Origin of the sequence: Streptomyces sp. NPDC050528, from assembly GCF_044457795.1 — a bacterium.
Taxonomy (GTDB): Bacteria; Actinomycetota; Actinomycetes; order Streptomycetales; family Streptomycetaceae; genus Streptomyces.
In genome coordinates this window covers 291498-314949 of the sequence record NZ_JBITHH010000005.1, presented here as the reverse complement: position 1 = coordinate 314949, position 23452 = coordinate 291498, and the positions used below count along the sequence as shown (strand labels likewise).

Genomic DNA, 23452 nt, shown 5'->3' with positions numbered 1-23452 from the left:
GGGCGGGCGCGGGCGGAGAGGTCAGGCGTCGGGATGGGGGGCCGGTACGATGATCCGACCCCTGTTCGATCGGGATGTGGGGGCTGTGAGTAGCTGAGGAGATGCGTGCCCGTGCCTGCCTCGAAGGTCTGGGTGACCGGTCTGACGGTGGGAGCGATCGCCGCGGTCACGGTCCTGGCCGTCCAGGCCAACAAGGGCCCGCACCCGAAGGCGTCCGCCGCCCGCCCGAGCGCCTCGGCGTCCGCGCACGCGTCCACGTCCCCGAAGCCGCACGCGACGGCCGCCGCGGTACCGGCCTCCTCCGGTACCGGGCGGCGCATCGTCTACGCCGTCGGCCAGAAACGGGTCTGGCTGGTCGACGCGAGCGACAAGGCGGCCCGTACGTTCGCGGTCTGGCCGGGCACGGTGAGCCCCGACCCCGGCACATACACCGTGTCGGTCCGCAAGGACGCGACGACGGGCTCCGACGGCGTCCAGATCGAGAACATCGTCTACTTCGCCACCAAGTCCGGCCTCAACATCGCCTTCTCCAACGCGGTGGACGGCTCCTCGCCCCCGCCGGCGGCGGGCAAGGAGACGGGCGGGGTCCGGATGGGCAAGGCGGACGGTGCGGCACTGTGGGCCTTCGGCACGACGAGCACGAAGGTGATCGTGGTCAAGTAGCGGACCGCTCGCCCGTCAGCCGCACGGAGAAGCGCCGCGCCCGCCCGTCATCGCGCCGGACCCACAACCAGGTCCCGTAGACGAGCACGAGCGCGGCAAGGGTCTCCCACACGATGATCACGACAGAGGGCGACGGTCGTGGTGAGAAGGGTGGCGGTGCGCGAGGTGGGGGTGGTCATGAGAGTTTCCTTCCCCGCGCACCGGGCCCGCCGTACCTCTCGGTCAGTGTGAGTCGCCGCCCGGGTGGCAGGGGCCGCACTCCTCTGCATCCCTCCACAGCGGCAGGTCGACGGCCCAGCCGTCGGACGCGATGACGGTGGCCGTCCTTGTCACCGAGCCGTTGTGTTTCCTCTCGTCTTCCCTCTCGGCTTTCCTCTCGGACCTGGGTACGTGGTGCAGGAGGTGTCCGCCGTTGAAGCGGTCGCACAGTTCGGCGTAGGCCACGGTGTCGAGGGTGATCGTGTGGACGCCGATGTCGACGAGTGTGCTCGGGGTGAGCTCCAGGGACTCGCCCCGGTGCCTCATCGCGGTGAGCAGGTAGGCGTAGCCCTGGTCGAGAACCCGGCCGGCCATGGCCGAGTCGTACGGGTGGTCCCGCACGAGGAGTCCGACCTGCTTGTCCCACAGTTCGGTCGGCACGACCTCGCGTGCGGAGCGGGTCGGGCGGGCCGGGTGGGTCATCAGGTGCACGAGAGCCGTTGTCATGATGCCTCCGTCGGACGGTGCCCCGCGGTTCGGGGCGCTGAGCCCAGCACACCGCGCCTCACCCGCCGGAGGCGATCAACTCGCTTTCCACGCAAGGGCTTTGCACGTTGTGCAAGCGGCCTCGACGGCCCCGCTCCGCGCCCGTAGCGTGATGGGCCCCAGCCGTGCGGTGTGGGAGGGGCCCGTGCCCGTTGACCCGCTCTGGAACAGCACCAGAGCACGCGAGTTGGCCGCACAACGACGTCCCGGCGCGCTCATCCGCCTGGGCCGCGAACACCGCTCCTGGACCCTCGCCGCCCTCGGCCACCGGCTCGGCTGCTCACCGGCCACGGTCTCCCGGCTGGAACGCAGCACCCGGGTCGTCGACCTGACCCTGGTCCATCGCGCCGCCCTCGAAGTCGGCGTTCCGCGACACGTCCTGGTGAGTTCTCTCGCGCCACCCACCCCGACGGTATCGACGGCCACTAGAGTGACGGCCAGTCCGCACGCCGAGGAGGACCCGATGCGCCGCCGTACGCTGCTCACCGCCACGGCAGCCGCCGGACCGGCCGCCCTGCTGCTCGGACTGGACGAGGCCCTGGCCGACACCCCCGGCCCGACCGGCACCGGAAAGCTGGACGCCAGGCTGGCCACGGCCCGCGAGCTGTACGACAAGGGCACGCACGGCCGCCTGCTCGCCGCGCTGCCGGGCCTCATCGCCGACGGACACGCGGCCGCCTCCTCCCGCCGGGAACTCGACCAGGCCCGCCTCTCCTCGGTCTACAGCCTCGCCGCAGCCGTACTGAGCAAACTCGGCTCCTACGAGCAGGCCCGACTCACCGCGGACCGAGCTCGCACCTGGGCCGAGGTCTCCGGCTCGCCGCTCGCATCGGCAGCCGCAGTACGGGAGTTGGCGATCGTGCTACGCCACCAGAACCGCGGCGAGGAGGCCCAAGGCCTCATGTCGGCAGCGGCCTCCGGCGTGGAGGCGACCGGCCTACGCTCCGACGCGTCGGCGTCCGCGTACGCGCAGATGCTCTGCACCCTGGCCTACACCTCCGCCTGGGCCGGCCACCGCGCCGAGGCCCTCGCGATGACCGAGGAAGCCCGCCGCGCCGCCAGCCGACTGCCCCAAACCGCCCCGCCAGGACGCCTGTTCCCCATCAGCCCGGCCGCCGTGGACCTGTACGCGGTCGGAGTCCACTGGGCACTCGGCGACGCCGGCGCGGCCCTGGAAGCGGGCAAGAACCTGCGCCCCGCCCAATTCCCGACCGCCGAACGCAAGGCCCGCCTCGGCACTGACATGGCCCGAGCCTGGTGGGCATGGCAACGCCCCGAACAAACCGCCCAGGCACTGCTCTCCGCATACCGCGCCAGCCCCGCAGAGGTCCGAGACCGCCCCGCGATCCGCAACATCGTCCACGAACTCGCAGAACGCCACCCACGCACAACCGGCGTCCGCGAACTGCAAGCCGCCGTGCACCAGTAGAAACGCGAAGGACGAGGCAGGCCTCCGTAGGCTGGGGTCATTTCTAACCAGTCAACGGGTCATTTACTGGTTAGTTTGACCTACGGCTTCCAGCAACCCCCCACCCCCACCCACTCAGCGGTCGCGTCTCGCCAGCACGCCGGGTCGGCTCAGCGGCCAACCCAGGTATGTCCAACTCCGCATATACCGATCCACCCCCTCAACCCACCGTCCCCGTTCGATTACAGTGCTGAACTGACTCGTACGTACGGACGGAGCCCGAGGAGGCCTTGGTGAGTACGGCAACCACGGCCGTCTGGGGCCGGGTCGAGCAGCAGGACTTCCGTAGCCGGGTGCGCGGGACGCTGCTCGGGGCCGCGGTAGGGGACGCCCTCGGCGCCCCCGTAGACCTCCTCGCGATGGACGAGATCCGGGAGGCCTACGGCGCGGAGGGCGTCGTGGATCTGGCCTTCGGCTACGGCCGCCGCGGCGCCGTCACGCACCTCACCCAGCTCACCCTCTTCACCGTGGACGGGCTCATCCGGGCCCAGGTCAGGCGCGACACCGGCGCCTGGCATCCGCCCACCGATCTGCACCGGGCGTACCTGAGATGGGCCGCGACCCAGCACGACTGGGGCCCCGATGAACGTCGTAAGGACGACGGATGGCTCGCGCGCGAGGAGTGGCTCTACGCGCGGCGTGACCCAACTCGGGCCTGCCTGCTGGGATTTGGGGACGAGCGGATGGGAACGCTCGACGCGCCCAAGAATCCGGGGGAGGCCGGGGGTGAGGCCACCGCCCGTTCCGCGCCCTTCGGGCTGCTCGTCGGCTGGGAGCCCCAGCTCGTGATGCAACTCGCCGTGGAGTGCGCCGCGCAGACCCACGGACACCCCGTCGGCTATCTCTCCGCCGGCGCCTACGCGGTCATCGTGCACGGCCTCGCCCGCGGCGAGAGCCTCGACGCCGCCGTACAACGAGCCCTCGCCCTGCTCGCCGCCCGCCCCGGACACCAGCCCGTCTCCATCGCCCTCCAGCGCGCCCTCGGCGCCGTACGCCAGGGCATGCCCACCTCCGCACGGGTCGAGGAACTCGTGGGGGAGGGCAGCGCGGAAGGCGTGCTCGCGGGCGCGGTCTACTGCGCGCTGGTCGGGGAGGACGTACGGCACGGGCTGTGTCTGGCCGTGAACCACGGCGGACCGTCCGGTACCGCCGGGGCGCTCACCGGCGGCCTGCTCGGCGCGCTGCACGGCGAGACGGCCCTCCCGCCGGCCTGGCTGGCCGAACTGGAGGGCCGTCCCACCCTGCTTGTGCTCGCGGATGACTTCGCGGTGGAGATGACCCAGGGGCCCGCGTTGCACGGGCCCGCCGGGTCCGCCCCGGGGTGGATCGCCAGATACCCCAGAGGCGCGTAGCCGTAGCTACGACTGGCTGCCCACCACGTCGTCCCCCGCACCCGCCTGCGCCTGCGCCGGTACCGCCACCGCCGCAGCCTCCCCGTCGTCGTCCCCGCCCCCGTTGATCTTCTCGATCAACGCGTCCCGCTCCGGGGTGTCTTCGGGCTTCACATAACCGATGAGGATGTAGAGAACCAGGGACACGGCCAGCGGTATCGACACCTGGTACTGGAGCGGGACCCCGCCGTCCACCTCCCAGTTGATCGGGTAGTTGACCAGCCAGAAGGCGAACAGCCCCGCCGCCCAGCTCGTCAGCGCCGCCGTAGGACCGGACTTGCGGAAGGGCCGCAGCAGCCCCAGCATCATCGGGATCGCGATCGGCCCCATCAGACCGGCGACCCACTTGATGACGACCGTGATGATGTCCTTGAACGTGGGCGAGTTGACCTGGGTGGCCACCGCCATCGACAGACCGAGGAAGACGACCGTGGTCACGCGGGCCGCGATGAGCCCCGAACGGTCGTTCCACGCACGGGCCTTGGCGGATACGACCGGTGCCACGTCCCGGGTGAAGACCGCCGCGATCGCGTTCGCGTCGGACGAGCACATCGCCATCGTGTGGGAGAAGAACCCGACGACCACGAGCCCCAACAGGCCGTGCGGCAGCAGCTGTTCGGTCATCAGGCCGTACGAGTCGGAGCCGTCGGGCTTCTGCGCGTGGACGAGCAGCGGCGACATCCACATCGGGAAGAACAGCACCGTCGGCCAGATCAGCCACAGCGCGGCCGACAGCCGGGCCGAACGCTCCGCCTCGTAGGGGCTCTTGGTGGCCATGTAGCGCTGGGCCTGGTTGAGCATGCCGCCGTTGTACTCGAAGAGCTTGATGAAGAGGAACGCGAGGAGGAACACCGTGCCGTAGGGGCCGACGAGCGGTTTGCCGTGGCCCTGGAGGGCGGGTTCGTCCCAGGCGCCGAGGAATCCGATGCCCTTGTCGTTCAACTTCAGTACGACGGCCACGAACATGGAGACACCGGCGAGCAACTGGATGACGAACTGGCCGAGTTCGGTCAACGCGTCCGCCCAGAGGCCGCCGATCGTGCAGTAGACGGCCGTGATCGCGCCGGTGATGAGGATGCCCTGGTTCAGGGACACACCCGTGAAGACGGACAACAGGGTGGCAATTGCTGCCCACTTGGCCGCCACGTCCACGATCTTCAGCAGCATCCCGGACCAGGCGAGGGCCTGTTGGGTCTTCAGGTTGTAGCGGTTCTTCAAGTACTCCAGGGGGGACGCCACATGGAGCCGTGAGCGCAGCCGGTTGATGCGCGGCGCGAACAGCTTGGAGCCGATGGCGATGCCCAGCGCGATCGGGAACGACCAGGTGATGAAGGACGTGACGCCGTACGTGTAGGCGATGCCCGCGTAGCCGGTGAACATCACCGCGCTGTAGCCCGACATGTGGTGCGAGATGCCGGACAGCCACCAGGGCATCTTCCCGCCGGCCGTGAAGAAGTCGCTCACGTTGTCGACGCGCTTGTGCGACCACACGCCGATCGCCACCATCACGCCGAAATAGCCGATGAGCACGGCCCAGTCGAGCCCGTTCATATGCGCCCTCCCACGATTGAGCCGGTTCAGCCCGGGGCTCATCGTGGGCGGTCGCGCGTGAGCACGACAAGTAAGCGCACGGTCAAGGGGAAGTAAAATCGTTCGGATTGATGTTCCGCGTTCACCTACATGAACTCACCGCATCAACTCCCCGGCGTTGACCAGCAACGACTGTCCCGTGATCGCCCGCGCCCGTTCCGACGCCAGGAACACCGCCGCGTCGGCCACATCCCCGTCCGTCGCCAGCTCCGGCAATGCCATCCGGTCGGACAGCCGCTTCAGCACCTCGGCCTCCGGCACCTTCTCGGTGTGCGCGGTGAACTGCACGTACGCCTCCACCGGCGGCCCCCACATCCACCCCGGCAGCACGGTGTTCACCCGGATCCGATACGGCCCCAACTCCCGCGCCAGCGAGTACATCGCGCTCGTCAGCGCCCCCTTGGACGCCGCGTAGGCCGCCTGCCGCACCTGCGAGGGCGCGGCGACGGCGGACTGGGTCCCGATGAACACGACCGACCCCCCACCCGCCTCCTTCAGCGAGGGCAGACAGGCCCGGGTCATCTTCAGCGTCCCCAGCAGATTCACGCCGACCACGGACTCCCAGGTCGCGAAGTCCGCGTCCTCGATCCCGCCGAAGTAGCTGTCCCACGCGGCGACTTGGACCACCGCGTCGACCCGCCCGAACCGCTCCCGCGCCACCGCCACGAGCGCCTCGCACTGCGCCTCGTCGGTGATGTCCGTCGCCCGGTACGCCGTGTGCGTACCGTCCGGATCGATCTCGGCGGCCGACTTGGCGAGATTCGCCTCCGTCCGCGCGCCGAGCACGGCATTGCCCCCATCCCGTACGACGGCAGCGGCGACCTGGTGGCCGAGTCCGGCCCCGACCCCCGAGACGACGACGGTCTTGCCGGTGAGCAGCGACATCCGATCCCTCCCGGGTCTGGCGATTTATCTGACGGGGCGTCAGAGTATGGGCGACCGGCGGAGGACGGAAGGGGAGCGACGTGAGCGAGGAAACCCGGAGCGACGTGTACGCCGAACTGGCCGCCGTAGGACCGTACGGAGTCCGGCCGGGGCATGCGCTGATCACCATGGTCGAACCGCATCCCGGGCACGAGTACGCGTACAACCGCTGGTACGAGGACGACCACTACTACGCGGGCGCGATGGCCATGCCCTGGATGTACGCGGGCCGCCGCTGGGTCGCCCCTCGCGACCTCCAACTCCTGCGCTACCCCGAGAAGTCGGCGATCGCTCAGCCCGTCACCGCCGGCTGCTACCTCTCCACGTACTGGGTCACCGAGGGCCGCTACGACGACCACATGAAGTGGACCGTCGGCATCAACAAACGCCTCAACCGCGACGGCCGCGTCTACCAGGACCGCACCCACGTCTTCACCGCGTTCCAGGACCACGAGGCGACCGTCTACCGCGACGGCGCGGCGGGCCCGAGGGACTTCCACGCCCTCGACCACCCTTACGCCGGGCTGGTGTTGGAGGTCGTGGACAGTGAATCGGCGGAGCAGCGCGCCGAGTTGTTGGAGTGGCTGCGCTCCCGGCACCTGCCCAAGCGACTCGCGGGATCACCGGCCGCCATGGTGACCGTCTTCCGGCCGACCCCACTCCCGGGCGACCGCATGACCTACGTCAAGCAGGTCGAAGGGGTCGACACCCGGCTCACGTTGCTGTGGTTCCTGGAGACGGATCCCCGGGACTGCTGGGAGGAGCACTTGGCCGACCTCGAAGCGCCGGTGGCCGAATCGGGCCTGGGGCGGGTGGAGTTGGTGGCACCGTTCATTCCCACGGTGCCGGGCACGGACAGGTACGTGGACCAACTCCGCTGACTGTTACTTCAACTCGTCCGGACATGGCGTGCCCCGGGGCAACTGGTAAGGCGCCGCCAGGCGATACGTGCCCGTCTTCGGTGCCAGCAGCATCGTCCACTTGTCGCCCTTGGAGTCCTCCGCCGTCTCCATCAGGCACCCGTTGGGGTTGTCGTACGTCTTCGGCGTCCCCTCGGCCCGGTGCTTCGACGCGTCCGTCTCCTGCGGGGGCTTGAGGCTCTTGCCCTTCGCGTCGACGATGCTCAGCCAGGGCGAGTACGGGATACGGATGAGGATCCGCCCCTTCTTCTTCACCTCGATGGTCAACTCGCCCTGCTCCGCCCGGTCCACGACCGCGTTCGGCTCGGCGAGCGGTGCCGGGTCGGTGACCTGGAACAGCTGCCAGTTCGTGTCGCCCCAGACCTGCTTCAGATACGGCATCCCACGCTGCACCAGGGCCCGTTCGCGCTCGCCGCCGTCGCCGTCCGGCTTGTCCTTGGGCAGGACGACGTAGTGGACGGCCCAGCGCTGGAGCCACTCGTGGTAGTTCGCCGAGTTGAGCGTGTCGTCGTAGAAGAGCGGGTTGCGCTCCATGTCGGCCTGGCGGTTCCAGCCGCGCGCGAGGTTGACGTACGGCGCGAGCGCGGAGGCCTCGATGTGGGAGCGGGCCGGGACGACCTCGACGCGACCGCGCTCGGCGCCGACCTCCTGGAGTTCGTTGACCAGCGGCGCGAGTTCGTGCGACCAGGACGCGGCCGGGGCGGTGTTGACGACGTCGTCGACGGACTTGAAGCCGATCCACCCGTTGAAGCCGACGAAGGCCAGCGCGATCGCGTACCACTTGCGCGAGCGCGGCACCGCGAAGGGCAGCGCGGCGATCAGGGCGACCCCCGCGAACAGCATCGCCAGCCGGCTTATGTTCGAGCCGATCTGCGAACTGACCAGCCAGACCAGGATGACGCCGATGCTGTACACGGCCGCCGTGATCCGCACGGTCGTCCACTCGCGCGGCACCAGGAAGTAGACGATCACCCCGGACGCGAGCGGCAGGATCATCGAGCCGAACAGCATCGGCTGCGTACCGGAGAACGGGAACAGCCAGGCGGACACGGCCACTACGGCCGCGGGCGCGAGGCCGAGAGCCCATGCACCCGGGCGTCGCTTCTGGAGGAAGAGGGCTACGGCGACCAGGCCCACGAACAGTCCGGCCACCGGCGAGGACATGGTCGCGAGCGCGGCCAGCGGGGCCGCGCACAGGGCCTTCGCCCAGCGTTTGTAGCGCCAGCGGTACGGCCAGCAGAAGACGACGGCGACCGCGCCGAGGCCGAAGACCAGGCCGAGGCCGTACGTCACCCGGCCCGACGCCGCGTTGCACAGCAGCGCGAAGACCCCCGCGAGCGAGGCCCACAGCGGGTTCTTCACCGAGCGGCTGCGGATCAGGATCATGGTGAGCAGGCCCGCCGAGATCGTGCCGGCGATCATCATCGTCGTACGGACACCGAGCACCGACATCAGATACGGCGAGACCACGCTGTACGACACCGGGTGCATGCCGCCGTACCAGGCGAGGTTGTACGCCGAGTCCGGGTGCCGGCCGACGAACTCCGCCCAGGCGTCCTGGGCCGCGAGGTCGCCGCCACTGTTCGCGAACGTGAAGAACCAGACGACGTGCAGGACGCCGGAGAGAAGCGTGAAGCCGATCACCGGGTGACGGAGGAAGGGGGCGCGGAGGCTGTCGATCAGCCGCGCCCACCGGCCGCTCCGGGAGCCTGCGCTAGCTGTCGCGTCGTCGCCCGTGCGGTGTGCGGGCAGCTGTATTCGCGGGCCGGCTACCGGGCCCGGATCGGCATCGTCGGCACGTGTCGGCTCCGCTGTGGCCACCTGAAGGCACTCCCCGTGTCCCGTCTTCTGTTCTCGGCCGCGTTCTGTCCCGTTCCCGGCCTGTTCGACGCCGCGTCTCACCGACCGGCGACCTGCCCCGATTCGCGACGCTAGCACGCACCCCGCCGACGGGCTCCCGGGTGGGGGCCCGCCGACGGGGTGCGGTGACGCGCGCGGTGACGTGCATCGCCTCGTGGGTCAGCCGAGGCGGGTCAGCTTCGCGGTCAAGGCCGGTTCGGCGAGATCCTTCTGGAGAGCGACCGGCACCTTGACGGCACCGCTCGAACCGTCGCCCACGGTGAGCGTGCCCACCTGGGTGCCGGCCTTCGCGGTGTGCGGTACGTCGTCGGGCGCGAAGGACAGCTTCACCTTGAGGCCGGCCCAGCCGACCGCCGCGACGTCCTTGGTGACGACGACCGGCGTGTGACCGCCGAGCTGGTCGTCGACGTACCCGACCACGGTCCCCTTCTTCAGGATCTTCGCCGAGGTCATCGCGTCCTGCGCCGCGAGCATCGCCGTCTTGCTGACCGCATTGACCGTGTCGATGATCGGCGCGGTGTGCTGGCCGAGGATCGCGCCGACGACGACGGCGGTCTCACCGCCGACCTCCTTGGTGGCGGCGAAGAGCAGGTTGCCGCCGGCCGCGGTGGTGGTGCCGGTCTTGATGCCGAGCGAGTTGTTGTACGGCACCAGGCGGTTGTAGTTGGTCCACTTCTTGCCGGACGGGTCGATCCAGCTCGGCAGCTTGGTGATGTCCATCAGCGCCTGGATCTTGACCAGTTGGTTGCCCAGCTTCACCTGGTCCTCGGCAGAGGAGACGGTGGTCTCCTTGAGACCGGACGCGTCGGTGTACGTCGTGTTCGTCATCCCCAGTGACTTCGCGGTGTCGTTCATCTTCTTGATGAACGCCGCCTCGCTGCCCGCGTCCCAACGGGCCAGCAGGCGCGCGATGTTGTTCGCCGACGGGATCATGATCGCCGAGAGCGCCTGCTTCTCCGTGAGGACGTCGCCGGCCTTCACGGTGTTGAGCGTGGACTCGCCGTCCTTGTCGTAGCCGCCCTCCTTCTCGGCGGTCGCGTCGACGGTGATCTTCTCGCCCTCGGTGCCCGCCTTCAGCGGGTGGTCCTTGAGGACGATGTACGCGGTCATCGCCTTCGCCACGGACCCGATCGCGACCGGGGTCTGCTTGCCGAAGTTGCCCATCGTGCCGATGCCGTTGACGTCCATCCAGCCCTGGCCCTCGCTGGGCCACGGGAGGTTCACCTTGCTGCCGTCAAAGGTGTACGAGTCTTCGGCGGTGAGGGCGAGGGAGGGGGCGGGGAGGGGGCGTACGGCCTGTACTACTGCAAAGACGATGGCCAGGAGGATGACCAGCGGGGTCCAGATCTTGACCCTGCGGATCGCTGTGCGGACCGGGGTTTCCGGGGGTGGGGGGGTGTTGGTCAGTTCGGCGAGGAGGTCCAGCGGGGGCTTCGGGGGGAGCGGTTGCTGGGTGGTGTGTTCCGGGCCGACGTGGGGGACGGGGCGGGTCGCGTCCGGGCGGGCGGTGTCCCTGCCGGGGGTGTCCCTGCGGGGCGTGCGGGGTTCGTCGAGGGGCTTGAGGGCGACGAACTTGCTGGTGCGCTCGGGGGCGGACTCGGGGGTCTTTGTTGCCCCCAGTTTGAGCATGGTGGTGGGCTGGTCGACCTGGGGCTTCGGCGGTCGGGGGGCCTTGAAGACGGCGGTGGGGTGATCGACGGCCTCGGCTTCGCCCTCGGCCGTTTGTGTTTTCCCACCCGCACCGCCCGTGCGGGTCTCGTTGTCGGGTGCGGGTGGCCCCTTCGGGGGTTGCTCGTCGGTGGCGGCTTGCGGTTGTGGGTCGGGGGTGGCGTCCGGGGCGTCGGTGCCAGTGGGGGCGGGGGCTTCGGTGCCGGTGCCGGTGGGGGCAGTGGCGGGGGCGGCGTCTTCGGTGCCGGTGCGGGCGTCAGTCGTCCGGGGATCCGCGCCCGTGGCGCCTTCGGCGGCCACTGCACCGGGGGCGGGTTCGCCTTCGGCGGCTTCCGGGCGGCTGTCGGTCTTCGGCTCGGGTGCGTCGGTGGGCGTCTTGCCTTCGGGTGACGTCCGGTGGTCGTCGGTCTTCGGCTCGGTCGCGTCGGAGGGCGCTTCGCCTTCGGCGGGCCTCGGACGGGCGTCGGTCTTCGGCTCGGTTACGCCAGTGGCCGTCTTGCCTCTGGTGGCTTCCGGGCGGCCGTCAGGCTTCGTTCCGGTCGCGTCGGTGGGCGTCTCGCCTTCGGCGGACTCCGGGGCGGCGTCGGCCTCGGCTTCGTCCACCTCGGCTTCCGCGATCCCGGCATCAGCGGTCACGCCCGCCTTGGGGGCATCGCCCGAGCCGGTGTCGGTGGCTTCCGGGATCGAGTCGGCGACCGCGTCGGCTTCGCCGGAAGGCGCGGTCACGGGCGTCTTATCCGCATCGGCCTTGTCGGCAGCTACAGCCCCCGGAGCCGCGTCCACCGCGGAGTCGTCCTCCGACGAGTTGGTACTGGCGTCAGCGACCTGCTCACCCTCGGTCGCATCGCCGTCGCTGTCGCCGCTGCCCTCGGACTCGGCCCCGGCGTCAGCCGAATCGCCCGCGGTGGGTTCAGCGGCACCCGCATCGGCCCCCTGGCCGCTCTCAGCGCCCTTGGCAGCCTCGGCCACGGAAGTTTCCCCCGCGCCCTCGGCATCCCCGCTCTCCGGGCCCTCAGCGGGCGTCTCCGCGTCCTTGGAGTCACCGGCGGAGCCATCGGCCGTAACGGCAGCGCCCTCCGCGTCCTCGGGCATGTCAGCCGCCTCGCTCCCGGCGAGCGTCTCCGCGTCCTTGGAGCCGCCGGCGGAGCCATCAGCCGTAGCGGCAGCGCCCTCCGCGCTCTCAGCCGCGTCAGCCACCTCACCCCGGGCCGACTCCTCCTCGCCCTCGGGCACCTCGACCGCCTCACTCCCGGCCGGCGTCTCCGCACCCTCGGGGCCATCCACCCCGCCCGGCCTCTCCCCGGCCGACCCCGACGTCACCCACGCCGCCACAGCCGCCCGCAACCGCGCATCGCCCTCCGACCCGCCCTTGGCGGACTGGGCGGACATGGCGGACTTGGCGGAAGGGTTCTGCGTATCGGCGTCCTCGGAGGTCTCACCGGCGTCACCACCGGCCTCACCAACGGCGTTGCCCGCGGCGTCTGCCTCCGGGTCCCGCAGCTCACGGATCGAGAAGATCTTCGTCGCCGTGTCCACACCACCCCGCTGCCCCGTGGACGGCGACGCGGACGCGGAGCGTGTCGCGTCCTCGCGGGCCACCGCCAACCGGGGATCGCGTTCGCCCCTGGCCTCAGGAACCGGACTCGCGCTCCCCGGCGTCGGTTCTGCCGACGACTCGCGCTGCTTCGACCTGTCGGGGGACTCGCCCGCCACCGATGCCTCCTCCATGCGCCGCACGCGGAGCGTGCGTCAACCGAACCGACCGAGATAACCGAATTAGCTGAATTGGCTACAGAAACAGCTAAAAAATCAGCTGGAAGCCAGGTGGCGGCCAGCTGGAAAATCTCTTACCCGCAGTCCGGACAACGCATCAACACCACTGTCCGAACCATGTACCAGTGTCCTGTGTGCGGGCTTAACCCCACCGGTAGACGAGAACGACATACCTACCGGTTCCACTACGAAGCGGTCACGCACCCTCGACAGACCAATGTGAGAGGGGTCACCCTGTCATTCATCCACGCGGGGAGGCATGGATGGGCAGGAGCCGCAGAACTCTTCCGGAAGAGCTTCTACTGCTGGCATTGGACCCGGCCACGGGTACCACTGCGCAGCCGCAGTCGCTCGACCTCGGTCTGGCCGGAGCGCAGCTAGTGGAGCTGGCGCTGGCCGGACGGATAGCCCCAGACGGGGATCGTATCGCCGTGGTCGTACCACGGCCGACCGGAGATCCGACTTTGGACTGCGCGTTGGAGTTGCTGCGAAGGCGTGGCGCTCCCGTACGTGCGGTGAACTGGATTGGCGGGCCCCGACTGGGACTTCGCCAGACCTACCTCTCGCATCTGGAGCGGTGCGGCATGGTGCATGCCGTGGCGGGACAGATGTGCGGGGTGCTGCCGACGACTCGCTATCAGGCGACGGACAACGAGATCAGCCGCGAGATCAGGGGCCGACTCGATTCCGCGATCCGCACCGGTGTGCCACCGGACCCGCGGACAGCCGCGCTCGCCGCACTGGCGCACGCGGTCGGTCTCGGCAAACACCTGTATCCGGGTAACGAGGGACGCTCGTCCCGCTCCCGGTTGCGGGACCTGATCAGGCACGACCCCATGGGCGGACTCGTGGCGCACGCCGTGATGGACGTCCAGAACGGAGTGGCGGCACAGCCACGCCGTAGCCCGGCCCCGGCCGGCCGTCAGGCCGCGCCCGGATCAAGGCCACCGGAACCGGCTCGTGGTGTTCCGATGCAGCCGCACCGCGGCACCATGGCGCGCGCCGTGGCTCACTGAGCCGCAGTACCACGGCACACGTCCGCATCACGAAGGACCGCACGACCGAACCACCGCAGGACCGCACCATCGCAGGACCGAACACCGCACCACCGCAGTACACGCCGCACCGCAGTCCCCAAGACCCGGTTCGGGAGCCGCTGGTCCGAGCGGGGTGGAGTAGACGTAACGTCTCTCCACCCCGCTCGGCCGCATCTACGGACGCCTTCGCTGACGCCTCGGGCAACCCGAACCTGGCTCGTACCTGCCGCATATCCACCGTTTCCCAGCGGTAGAAACCACCTTGGTGGCAGTCTGCTCAACAGCAGATACGCAAAGTGGCAAGCGCGTGGCAAGCAGTGAGCAGCACGCAGCAGTCAGCAGTGGCAAGTAGAGGCATGCAGCCGGAGGTGCACGTTCCCGTGGCGTCAAGTGTCAATCCCACCGTCAGGAGACGCCGGTTGGGCCAGGAGTTGCGTCGACTCCGCGAGCTCAAGGGCATGACGGCCGAAGAAGTCGCCGAGCGGTTGCTGGTGTCGCAGTCGAAGATCAGCCGGCTGGAGAACGGCCGGCGCAGCATCAGCCAGCGCGACGTCCGCGACCTGTGCGGGGTCTACGAGGTCGAGGACGTCCGCATCGTCGACTCGCTCATGCAAATGGCCAAGGACTCACGCCAGCAAGGCTGGTGGCACTCCTTCGGCGACATCCCGTACAGCGTCTACATCGGACTGGAGACGGACGCGGCGAGCCTGCGCGTCTACGATCCCCAGGTCGTCCCGGGCCTGTTGCAGACCCGGCAGTACGCCGAGGCGCTGATCACCGGGGCGTTGCCCGAGACGGCCCTGGCCGATGTCGAGAAGCGCGTCCAGGTACGGCTGCGCCGGCAGGAACGGATCTCCGCGCCGGAGAACCCGCTGCGGCTGTGGACCGTGATGGACGAGTCCGCGGTGCGTCGCGTGGTCGGCAACCGCTCTTTGATGCGGGACCAGTTGGAGCATCTCGTCGAGCAGTCCCAGCTGCCGCACGTGACCGTGCAGGTGATCCCGTTCGACATGGGCGCCCATCCCGGGCTCAACGGGCAGTACGCGATCCTGGAGTTCCCCGACGCGGCGGACTCCAGCGTCGTCTACATCGAGGGCGTCACCAGCGACCTGTACCTGGAGAAGGCGAACGACGTCCAGAAGTACAGCGTGATGTACGAGCACTTGAGGGCGCAGGCCCTGAACGTGGAGCAGTCCCGCCAGTTCATCGCGGACATCGCGAAGGACTACGCGCGCTGAGAATCACGCGTGTCGAGGGTCCCTCCGGCGGAAGGTGCCGCACAGTACACCTTCCGCCGGGCGGGATGGAAGACACCAGGGGTATATGCCACCCGGTCGAGTGAATGGCCACTCCGCCCGCCGATGTTGGCGAGTAGCGTCGATCACGCCATCGAGCAACAGGCTTTGGCGCAAACCGTGTTGTACGTCCGATGCGTTCGTGGTCGGACGTGACGCGCGGTGACAGCAACTCATCAACTGGCATAACCGGAGCAAAAATGGCAATTCGTCAGGGCGCCGCGGACAAGTGGACCAAGTCCTCGTACTCCACCGGGAACGGCGCATGCGTCGAGGTCAAGTCGCCGGTTCTCGCGGCCATGGCCGTACGGGACTCCAAGGTCGACGGGGGTCCGGCGCTGGCCTTCCCCGCCGACTCGTGGAACGCCTTCGTGGCAGATGTCGCGCGGGGGGCGCACGACCTTCACTGATGCGGCTGATTCACCTTTCACAACTCCATAAGCAGCACAGTGCAGTTCATGCACGACACGTAGTGCAAGCAGCACGAGCATTTCAAGAAGAGCCCTCTCGACTGGCCCGCCGTCCTGGCCGAGGGGGCTCGGCTCGTTCCCGGCGCCGTAGACCGGGCGGCGACTCACTTCACCGGGGACTCCACCGGAAACGCCACATCGCACACCGGGTCCTCGGCCCCCGCCGCCCCCCACTCCGCGAAGTACACCTCGCGACACGGCCCCGCATACCGCAGCCCCTCCCCGGCCACCCACTGCTCAACCGCCTCGAACGCGGCCATGATCTGCGGATGGGCCACCTGCGCCTTGGTGATCCGGGTGTAGGCCAGCGTCCGCGCGGGTTCCACGCGGACCGCCGTCTGCCGGGCCCGCCCCTGCCGCGCCGCCCACGCCCGCGCCGCCGCCTCGTCCGCGACCGGTACGCAGGCCTCGGCCGGGCCGTCGCTCTCCGTCGACACCTCGGCGTGGTAGACGACGAAAGGCGCCGCGCTCACGCCCCCGCACTCCTCCGCCGCCGCCTCAAGTCGCCCCAGCGAGGCGGGGATCCAGGTCGGCAACTCGTCCGCGAGGGTGTGCCTCGTCTCGGTGATCAGTACCTGTTCCGGTACCTCGACCGTCTCGACCACGAACGTTTCGTACATCTCGGAGCTCCTCCCCGAAAGGCGTGCACGGAGGTACTCGGCGAGCGTGCGCTGCCCGGCGATCCGGGTCTCGACGTCCGTCCAGTACGCGGCGAGGAGTTCCGCCGCGTCCGGCCCCTCGGCCTCGACCAGCTCGGCGATCCGGGCCAACGGCATGTCCAACTGCCGTAGCAGCGCGACGAGTCGGGCCCGTTCGGTCTGGTCGGCGCGGTAGTAGCGGTAACCGCTGACCTCGTCGACGTGCGCCGGGGCCAGCAGCCCGAGCCGGTCGTACAGCCGCAGCGCCTTGGCCGAAAGCCGTGCCCTGGCCGCGAACGCACCGATGGTCAGCAGATCGTCGTCCACCCTCGCATCCTCCGTCACCGGGCGGGTTCTGTCCGCCCGGCGAGAAGGACGCTCGGCCTTGCCCCAGGGGCAAGGTCAACACCTGCCCACGACAGTCCTGACCTGCCTACAACAGTGCTGGACTGCCTACGACAGTCCTAGGCGACGGCGCTCTCCACCGCGGCCACGACCTCCGCCGACTCCGGCTCGGTCTGCGGGGAGAAGCGGGCGACGACCGTGCCGTCGCGGCCGATCAGGAACTTCTCGAAGTTCCAGCGGATGTCACCGGTGTGGCCCTCGCCGTCCGCGAAGCCGACGAGGCGGTCGTACAGCTCGTGCCGGCCGTCCCCGTTGACCTCGACCTTCTCGGTCAGCGGGAAGGTCACGCCGTACGTCGCCGAGCAGAACTCGGCGATCTCCTCGGCGCTGCCGGGCTCCTGCCCGAGGAACTGGTTGCAGGGCACGCCCAGCACGGTGAAGCCCTGCGCCGCGTACCGCTCCTGGAGCCGCTCAAGGCCCGTGTACTGGGGGGTCAGCCCGCACTTGGAGGCCACGTTCACGACGAGGACGGCCTTGCCCGCGTACTGCGAGAGGTCCGCCGAGCCGCCCTTGAGCGACCCGATCTCGACACCGAGGGGACCCGTGTTCTCTGTAGTCGTCATAACCGGATGCTAACTCCGGTAAATGTCGTTCTCCCCACGGGGCCCATACGGGGCTACGGTCCCGCAGACCCCCGCGCTCACAGCCCCGCCGCCTTCACCACGACCTCACCCGCCGCCGTCCGCGAATACAGCACCGACCGCCCCGCCCGCCGCCGCTCCACCAGCCCCGCGTCCAGCAGCACCCGTAGATGCCGCCCCACCGAACCCAGCGCCTGCCCGGTCACGGCGGTCAGCTGGCTGGTGCTCATCGGCGAACCCAGCAGCGTCAGCACGACCGCCCGCGCCGGGCCCAGCAGCGCCCCCAGGCTCGCCGGCACCGCATGCGAACCATGGTCGGCGAGGGCACCCGCACACGGGTAGACGATCGCGTACCGGTCCGGCTCCTCCCACGACACCCACCCGCCCTGCGGTGTGACGGGCATGAGGAGCAGTTCCGCGCCGGAGATCTCCCGGGGCGGATTCTCGTGCAGATTGATCTGAAGCCGGTTCTCCCCGAGCCACCGCGTCCGCCCCGGCCGCAACGCGTCCAGCACGGCCGCCCAGCCGCCCTGGCTCACCTGCGCGGTCCGGGCGACCACATCGGCCTCCAGCACCCGTCGTCGCCGCGCCCAGGACGGCCGTACGGTCTCCTCCCAGACGTACTCCAGGACACGCGCCGCCCGCTCGGGCAGATCGTCGCGGTCCAGGGCGGCGGGGAGCGGCCCGGCGAGCGAGACGCCGAGATGCGCACGGGCGGTGGCCGGGGGAGTGGTACGCACTCGGGCGACGGTCTCGGCGAACGACTCCCGGTCGGTCTGCGTCGGGCAGAAGAAGTCGGCGATCCAGGACCGCCCGAGCGCGGCCCGCACCAGCGCCCCGGTGACCGGTTCGGCCGCCAACAGCCCTTGATATCCCGGCAGATGATTCCGCAGCCACACTTGCTCACCGGGGTGCGCGCCCACCCCCGCGTGCAGCAGTCTCAGCGCGGCGAAGGTCTCCGCGAACGACGACAACACGAACCGGCTCCGCGCGAGGGTGTCCGCGTTGAGCTGCCACAACCCCACCCGCGCACCCCCCGTGTTTCGCGTCCGCGCGAAAGAATAGAACCCCCACTCCCGCCCCCGCAGACTCCCCGCATGCGCAGCTACCGCGAGCTCTTCCGCACCCCCGAGTACACCCCGTTCTTCTTCTCCTTCGCGGCCCAGAACGCGGCCTTGACCATCAGCGGCCTGGCGCTCGCCACCCTCGTCTACAAGGCGACGGAGTCCCCCTTACTGTCCGCCGTGAGCATGTTCGGCCCGCAGCTGGCCCAGATGCTCGGCGCGACCTTCTTCCTCTCGGGCGCCGACCGCCTGCCCCCGAGGCTCACCCTGACCGGCATCAACACCGCCTTCGCCGCCTGTACGGCCCTGCTCGCACTCCCCGGTCTACCGATCGCTGCGGTCTTCGGCATCGTGTTCCTCCAGGGCCTGATCGCCTCGCTGGCCGGCGGGGTGAGCGGCGGCCTGCTGAACGAGATCCTGTCCAAGGACGGCTATCTGCTGGGCCGTTCGGTCTTCAACATGGCCTCGGGCCTGATGCAGGTAACAGGCTTCGCAACAGGCGGAGCCCTCCTGACACTTCTCTCCCCCCGCGTCTGCCTGCTCCTCGCGGCGGCGCTGTACGCGACGACGGCCCTGGTCCTCCGCCTGGGCCTGACCGCCCGCCCACCCCGAGCGGAGGGCCGCCCGTCGGTGACCGCGACCTGGCGCACGAACGCCCTCCTGTGGTCCTCCCGCCCCCGCCGCCTCACCTACCTCGGCATGTGGGTCCCCAACGGCCTGATCGTCGGCTGCGAATCCCTCTACGTCTCCTACGACTCCGGTTCCGCGGGCGTGCTGTTCGCGAGCGCGGCGCTGGGCATGTTCGTGGGCGACCTGACGCTGGGCCGCTTCACCCCACCCACCCTCCGAGCCCGCCTGGACATCCCCCTCCGCCTCCTCCTGGCCACCCCGTACCTCTTCTTCGCCCTCCACCCGCGCACGCCCTGGGCCGCCACCGCGGTCTGCCTGGCCTCCATCGGCTACGGCGCGAGCCTCGTCCTCCAGGAACGCCTCATGAAACTCACCCCACCCGAACTAGCAGGCCACGCCCTGGGCTTGCGCTCCGCAGGCATGCTCTCCATGCAGGGCATCGGCGCGGCCCTAGCGGGCACGATCGCCCAACTCACCTCCCCGGCAACGGCGATGACCCTGGTGGCCGTAGCGTCGGTAGCGGTGACCTTGACTCTGGCCCTGCTGGGCCGACAGGAGCGGGGAGAGATCCCGGAGGCTCAAATGGCTTAAGAGGAGAGACGGTTGACACCCCGCGAACCCCAACGCCCTAAGGGGCGCGGGGAACTGCGCGACCAGCCCCCACCCACCCGCCTCCCCGCACACAACCTGAGCCCCCCACCCCCTCCCCGGCCCTTCCCAACGCCCGCCCCACCATGAGGTTTCCGTGGAGACAACCCAGCCCGAGCCATCCCAACCCGAGCAACCCACACCCCGCCGACTCCGCCTGCCCCCAGGCCTGTTGATCATCGCCCTCGCCCTCTGGAACGCCGCCTCCCTCTGGACCGCCCCCAACCGCACCACCTGGCTCACCGACCTGACGATCCTCGCCACCTGCTTCGTCCTCACCGAAGGCCTCGGCGCCCCCGCCCGACAACCCCGCCTCCCACGCCGCACGATCGAGACGGGAACCGCCGCAGCCGCCCTCACCTCCGCGTCCCGACTGCCCGAACTGCCGCCGGGGAACGACGTGTTGGGACTCGCGGCCGGAGTCGTACTACTGACGGCCCTCGTCGTACTGGTCGCCGTAGCGCGGACGCACACCTGGCACGCCCCTCTCTCCCAGCCGCTGCGGTTTCCGCTGGAGGGGGAGTGGTACGTCGTGCAGGGCGGCGGCCGGCCCCTCAACCATCACGCCCGATTCCCCGAACAGCGGGGCGCGGTCGACCTGGTGGGCCTGGGCCGCTACGGCACCCGTACGCGCCACGACCACGAGCTGACCGCGTTCGCCGCCTACGGGCGGGCCGTGCGGGCGCCGTGCGACGGACGGGTGGTCTCCGTCGAGGATGCGATCGAGGACCAGGACACGCGGCCCGGCGGACGCGCCCGCCATCAACCCCCGTACGGGAACCACGTGTTCATCGACACCGGGCGGGAGATCGTCAAACTGGCCCATCTGCGCCCCGGTTCACTGACGGTGAGCCGGGGCGACACGGTGCGCGCAGGGCAACTCATAGGAGAGACAGGCAATTCCGGCAACACCAGCGAGCCCCACCTCCATCTGCACGCGGAGCGTGACGGGGTCGGCCTGGACCTGCGGTTCACCGACGTTCCGGGGCGGTTGTACCGGGGAAGGGTGATCCGTGCGTTTCCGTGACCACGGGCATCCTTGACGCCGTGCGTACTGTTTCGCGACGTTTGAGCCCTGCCGAACTGTTCGTGTCTCGTCGTACCTTGGAACAGGTAGGCAGGACGCGGACGACGCGTCGTGGGGGAAAGTGGGGGGACGGTCGCCCATGCGATCCAACAGCAAGGCGGACATCACGATCCACAGACCGGAGGAGCTCGGTACGACGCTCCGCCAGGCCTGGCACAAGGCGATGGACGAGTCGCCGGACTACGCGAACCCTTTTCTGGCACCGGAGTTCGCGGACGGCGTCGGCCGGCACCGCGGCGGTGCGCAGGTGGCGGTTCTGCACGAGGGCGGGGAGCCGGTCGGCTTCTTCCCGTACGAGCGCAACCCCGTCGGCGTCGGCCGGGCCATCGGCCTGGGCCTCTCCGACTGCCAGGCCCTGGTGCACAGACCCGGTGTCACCTGGGACGTCCAGCAACTCCTGCGGGCCTGCGGCCTGTCGGTCTTCGAGTTCGACCATCTCGTCGAGGAACAACAGCCGTTCGGCCGCTACGTCACCGGCACCTTCGCGTCCCCGGTGATCGACCTGAAGGACGGCGACGGCGAGATCCCCTACCCCGAGTGGCTGCGCGGCGCGTACCCGGGCATCGCCAAGACAACGCTGAAGAAGGAACGCCGCCTCGGCCGCGACCTCGGCGAGATGCGGTTCGTCTACGACGAGCGCGACCCCGAGGTGCTGCACACGCTGATGCGCTGGAAGTCGGCCCAGTACCGCAGGACCGGCCGCATGGACCGTTTCGCGCGCCCGTGGATCGTAGACCTGGTGGACCATCTCTTCCGCGTCCGCGAGGAACACTTCACCGGGATCCTGTCCGTTCTCTACGCCGGTGACCGTCCCGTGGCGGCCCACTTCGGGCCGACGTCCCGCACGTTGTTCGCGGCCTGGTTCACGGCGTACGACCCCGAACTCCGGTACTACTCACCGGGGTTGATCATGCATCTGAGGATGGCCGAGGAGGCCGGGCGGCACGGTGTGCGCCTGATGGACCTGGGGCGCGGCGACAAGGAGTGGAAGGACTGGCTCAAGACGCGCGAGCTGCGCGTCGGCGAGGGCTTCGCCACCCGCCCCCACCCGGTCGCCGCGGCCCACCGCCTGTGGCGCCGCCCGGTCCGCGGCCTGCGCAACACGGTCCTGGCCCACCAGTCCCTGCGCGACCCGGCGGACCGCCTGCTCAAGACGGTGGGCACGCTGCGCACGACGGGCAAGGTGCCGCCGAAGAAGTGACGGCGCCGTATGCCGGTACGGGGGCCCTCGACCTTTCGGTCCAGGGCCCCCTCCGCGCTCCCGGGGCCTGCCCCGTCACCCGTACGACAGGCGCTCGTGGTAGACAACGCCGATGATGGTCGGGGCTGTTGGGGCCCGGCCCGCGGGCGACCGCGCGACAACAGGAAGGGGCACCCCGTGCTTCTGAAGACCTTCCGCTGGTCGTTCGCGGTCACCGCGCTCGGCCTGGCCCTGGGAGTCTGGTACGGCGGCTGGACGGCGTTCGGCGTCATCGCGATCCTGGCCGTCCTGGAGATCTCGCTGTCCTTCGACAACGCGGTGGTCAACGCCGGGATCCTGAAGAAGATGTCGGACTTCTGGCAGAAGATCTTCCTCACGGTCGGCGTCCTGATCGCCGTCTTCGGCATGCGGCTCGCCTTCCCGGTCGTGATCGTCGCGGTCACCGCCAAGCTCAATCCGTACGACGCGGTCAACCTGGCCCTGACCGACAAGGACCGCTACGAGCAGCTGGTCACCGACGCCCACCCGGCGATCGCGGCCTTCGGTGGCATGTTCCTGCTGATGATCTTCCTGGACTTCATCTTCGAGGACCGGGACATCAAGTGGCTGGGCTGGCTGGAACGCCCGCTGGCCAAGCTGGGCAAGGTCGACATGCTGTCGGTCTGCATCGCCCTGATCGTCCTCCTCATCACCTCGATGACCTTCGCGACCCACGCCCACCAGCACGGCGGCGCCCACGCGGACAAGGCGCAGACGGTTCTGATCTCGGGCATCGCCGGCCTGATCACGTACATGATCGTCGGCGGCCTCTCGGGCTTCTTCGAGGACCGGTTGGAGGCGGAGGAGGAACGGGAGAAGGAGAGTGAGCGCTCGGCGGTCGTCCTCGCAGGCCAGGCCGCGTTCTTCATGTTCCTGTACCTCGAAGTCCTCGACGCCTCCTTCTCCTTCGACGGAGTGATCGGCGCGTTCGCCATCACCAACGACATCGTGCTGATGGCGCTGGGGCTGGGCATCGGCGCGATGTATGTCCGCTCGCTGACGGTGTACCTGGTCCGCCAGGGCACGCTCGACGACTACGTCTACCTGGAGCACGGCGCGCACTACGCGATCGGCGCGCTCGCGGTGATCCTGATGGTGACCATCCAGTACCAGATCAACGAGGTCATCACGGGTCTGGTGGGGGTCGTCCTGATCGGCTGGTCCTTCTGGTCGTCGGTCCGGCGGAACCGGGCGCTCGCGGAGACGGGGGAGGGCGCCGAGTCCGTGGACACGGCGGGGGTCTCCTAGCGCTGCGAGCGGCCGGCGGGAGTGGCTCGGCGGTACGCGGGGAGAGCGGGATGCGCGTGCCGCCTTTGACATGACCGTGGGGCCATCTTGAAACTCATGCATGAGTCA

Annotated in this window: 19 protein-coding genes and 1 pseudogene; 11 read left to right on the top strand and 9 right to left on the bottom strand. The window is 69.6% G+C overall.

Annotated elements, in window-relative coordinates:
• Positions 1 to 111: 111 nt before the first annotated feature.
• Positions 112 to 663: a hypothetical protein gene (locus ACIBK4_RS19660; protein ID WP_398996021.1), complete on the top strand. Its 552-nt coding sequence runs from the start codon at positions 112 to 114 to the stop codon at positions 661 to 663.
• A gap of 25 nt (positions 664 to 688) precedes the next feature.
• On the opposite strand, the pseudogene ACIBK4_RS19655 reads toward ACIBK4_RS19660, so the two are convergent.
• Both ACIBK4_RS19655 and ACIBK4_RS19650 read right to left on the bottom strand, forming a co-directional pair.
• Positions 689 to 787 (bottom strand): annotated as a pseudogene (locus tag ACIBK4_RS19655) (DUF2165 family protein); the annotation flags it as partial.
• 98 nt (positions 788 to 885) lie between these two features.
• Entirely contained in the window at positions 886 to 1368 is a 483-nt protein-coding gene (locus ACIBK4_RS19650; protein ID WP_398996020.1) for a hypothetical protein, read from the bottom strand.
• 184 nt (positions 1369 to 1552) lie between these two features.
• Between ACIBK4_RS19650 and ACIBK4_RS19645 the strand changes: the two genes are divergently transcribed.
• Together ACIBK4_RS19645 and ACIBK4_RS19640 are read left to right on the top strand one after the other, a co-directional pair.
• Complete coding sequence (locus ACIBK4_RS19645; protein WP_398996019.1) at positions 1553 to 2836, top strand: helix-turn-helix domain-containing protein; 1284 nt, start codon at positions 1553 to 1555, stop codon at positions 2834 to 2836.
• Between the two features lie 272 nt (positions 2837 to 3108).
• Positions 3109 to 4227, top strand: coding sequence for an ADP-ribosylglycohydrolase family protein (locus ACIBK4_RS19640; protein ID WP_398996018.1), 1119 nt, complete (start codon positions 3109 to 3111; stop codon positions 4225 to 4227).
• 6 nt (positions 4228 to 4233) lie between these two features.
• Here ACIBK4_RS19640 and ACIBK4_RS19635 read toward each other — a convergent pair whose 3' ends face one another.
• Complete coding sequence (locus tag ACIBK4_RS19635; RefSeq protein WP_398996017.1) at positions 4234 to 5817, bottom strand: sodium:solute symporter family protein; 1584 nt, start codon at positions 5815 to 5817, stop codon at positions 4234 to 4236.
• Positions 5818 to 5952: 135 nt separating this feature from the next.
• Complete coding sequence (locus ACIBK4_RS19630) at positions 5953 to 6741, bottom strand: SDR family oxidoreductase (RefSeq protein WP_398996016.1); 789 nt, start codon at positions 6739 to 6741, stop codon at positions 5953 to 5955.
• 80 nt (positions 6742 to 6821) lie between these two features.
• Between ACIBK4_RS19630 and ACIBK4_RS19625 the strand changes: the two genes are divergently transcribed.
• Positions 6822 to 7661, top strand: coding sequence for a hypothetical protein (locus ACIBK4_RS19625; protein WP_398996015.1), 840 nt, complete (start codon positions 6822 to 6824; stop codon positions 7659 to 7661).
• A gap of 3 nt (positions 7662 to 7664) precedes the next feature.
• Here ACIBK4_RS19625 and ACIBK4_RS19620 read toward each other — a convergent pair whose 3' ends face one another.
• Positions 7665 to 9521: an MFS transporter gene (locus ACIBK4_RS19620; protein WP_398996014.1), complete on the bottom strand. Its 1857-nt coding sequence runs from the start codon at positions 9519 to 9521 to the stop codon at positions 7665 to 7667.
• Positions 9522 to 9719: 198 nt separating this feature from the next.
• On the bottom strand, positions 9720 to 12956 hold the full coding sequence (locus ACIBK4_RS19615) for a D-alanyl-D-alanine carboxypeptidase (protein ID WP_398996013.1): 3237 nt from the start codon (positions 12954 to 12956) through the stop codon (positions 9720 to 9722).
• A 308-nt stretch (positions 12957 to 13264) separates the two neighbouring features.
• Between ACIBK4_RS19615 and ACIBK4_RS19610 the strand changes: the two genes are divergently transcribed.
• From ACIBK4_RS19610 to ACIBK4_RS19600, 3 genes are all read left to right on the top strand, one after another.
• The gene (locus ACIBK4_RS19610) at positions 13265 to 14017 is read left to right on the top strand and encodes a GPP34 family phosphoprotein (RefSeq protein ID WP_026150485.1); all 753 of its coding nucleotides are present in this window, start codon (positions 13265 to 13267) and stop codon (positions 14015 to 14017) included.
• Positions 14018 to 14418: 401 nt separating this feature from the next.
• The gene (locus tag ACIBK4_RS19605; protein ID WP_398996012.1) at positions 14419 to 15276 is read left to right on the top strand and encodes a helix-turn-helix domain-containing protein; all 858 of its coding nucleotides are present in this window, start codon (positions 14419 to 14421) and stop codon (positions 15274 to 15276) included.
• Positions 15277 to 15533: 257 nt separating this feature from the next.
• Positions 15534 to 15743 carry a DUF397 domain-containing protein gene (locus ACIBK4_RS19600; RefSeq protein ID WP_398996011.1) on the top strand — a complete coding sequence of 70 codons (210 nt, stop codon included), beginning with the start codon at positions 15534 to 15536 and terminating at the stop codon, positions 15741 to 15743.
• A 164-nt stretch (positions 15744 to 15907) separates the two neighbouring features.
• Here ACIBK4_RS19600 and ACIBK4_RS19595 read toward each other — a convergent pair whose 3' ends face one another.
• From ACIBK4_RS19595 to ACIBK4_RS19585, 3 genes are all read right to left on the bottom strand, one after another.
• Positions 15908 to 16768 (bottom strand): MerR family transcriptional regulator, encoded by an 861-nt coding sequence (locus tag ACIBK4_RS19595; RefSeq protein ID WP_398996010.1) that lies wholly within the window; start codon positions 16766 to 16768, stop codon positions 15908 to 15910.
• Positions 16769 to 16905: 137 nt separating this feature from the next.
• A complete protein-coding gene (locus tag ACIBK4_RS19590; RefSeq protein WP_366436738.1) occupies positions 16906 to 17409 on the bottom strand; it encodes a glutathione peroxidase in 504 nt (167 codons plus the stop codon).
• Between the two features lie 77 nt (positions 17410 to 17486).
• Positions 17487 to 18452, bottom strand: coding sequence for an ArsR/SmtB family transcription factor (locus ACIBK4_RS19585; protein ID WP_398996009.1), 966 nt, complete (start codon positions 18450 to 18452; stop codon positions 17487 to 17489).
• Positions 18453 to 18524: 72 nt separating this feature from the next.
• Here ACIBK4_RS19585 and ACIBK4_RS19580 point away from each other — a divergent pair, with 72 nt between their 5' ends.
• The 4 genes from ACIBK4_RS19580 (at position 18525) to ACIBK4_RS19565 (ending at position 23344) form a co-directional block, all read left to right on the top strand.
• Positions 18525 to 19712: an MFS transporter gene (locus ACIBK4_RS19580; RefSeq protein WP_398996008.1), complete on the top strand. Its 1188-nt coding sequence runs from the start codon at positions 18525 to 18527 to the stop codon at positions 19710 to 19712.
• 154 nt (positions 19713 to 19866) lie between these two features.
• The gene (locus tag ACIBK4_RS19575; protein WP_398996007.1) at positions 19867 to 20796 is read left to right on the top strand and encodes a M23 family metallopeptidase; all 930 of its coding nucleotides are present in this window, start codon (positions 19867 to 19869) and stop codon (positions 20794 to 20796) included.
• Between the two features lie 139 nt (positions 20797 to 20935).
• Positions 20936 to 22057 (top strand): GNAT family N-acetyltransferase, encoded by a 1122-nt coding sequence (locus ACIBK4_RS19570; protein ID WP_398996006.1) that lies wholly within the window; start codon positions 20936 to 20938, stop codon positions 22055 to 22057.
• Between the two features lie 177 nt (positions 22058 to 22234).
• Positions 22235 to 23344 (top strand): DUF475 domain-containing protein, encoded by a 1110-nt coding sequence (locus ACIBK4_RS19565; RefSeq protein WP_398996005.1) that lies wholly within the window; start codon positions 22235 to 22237, stop codon positions 23342 to 23344.
• Positions 23345 to 23452: the final 108 nt, after the last annotated feature.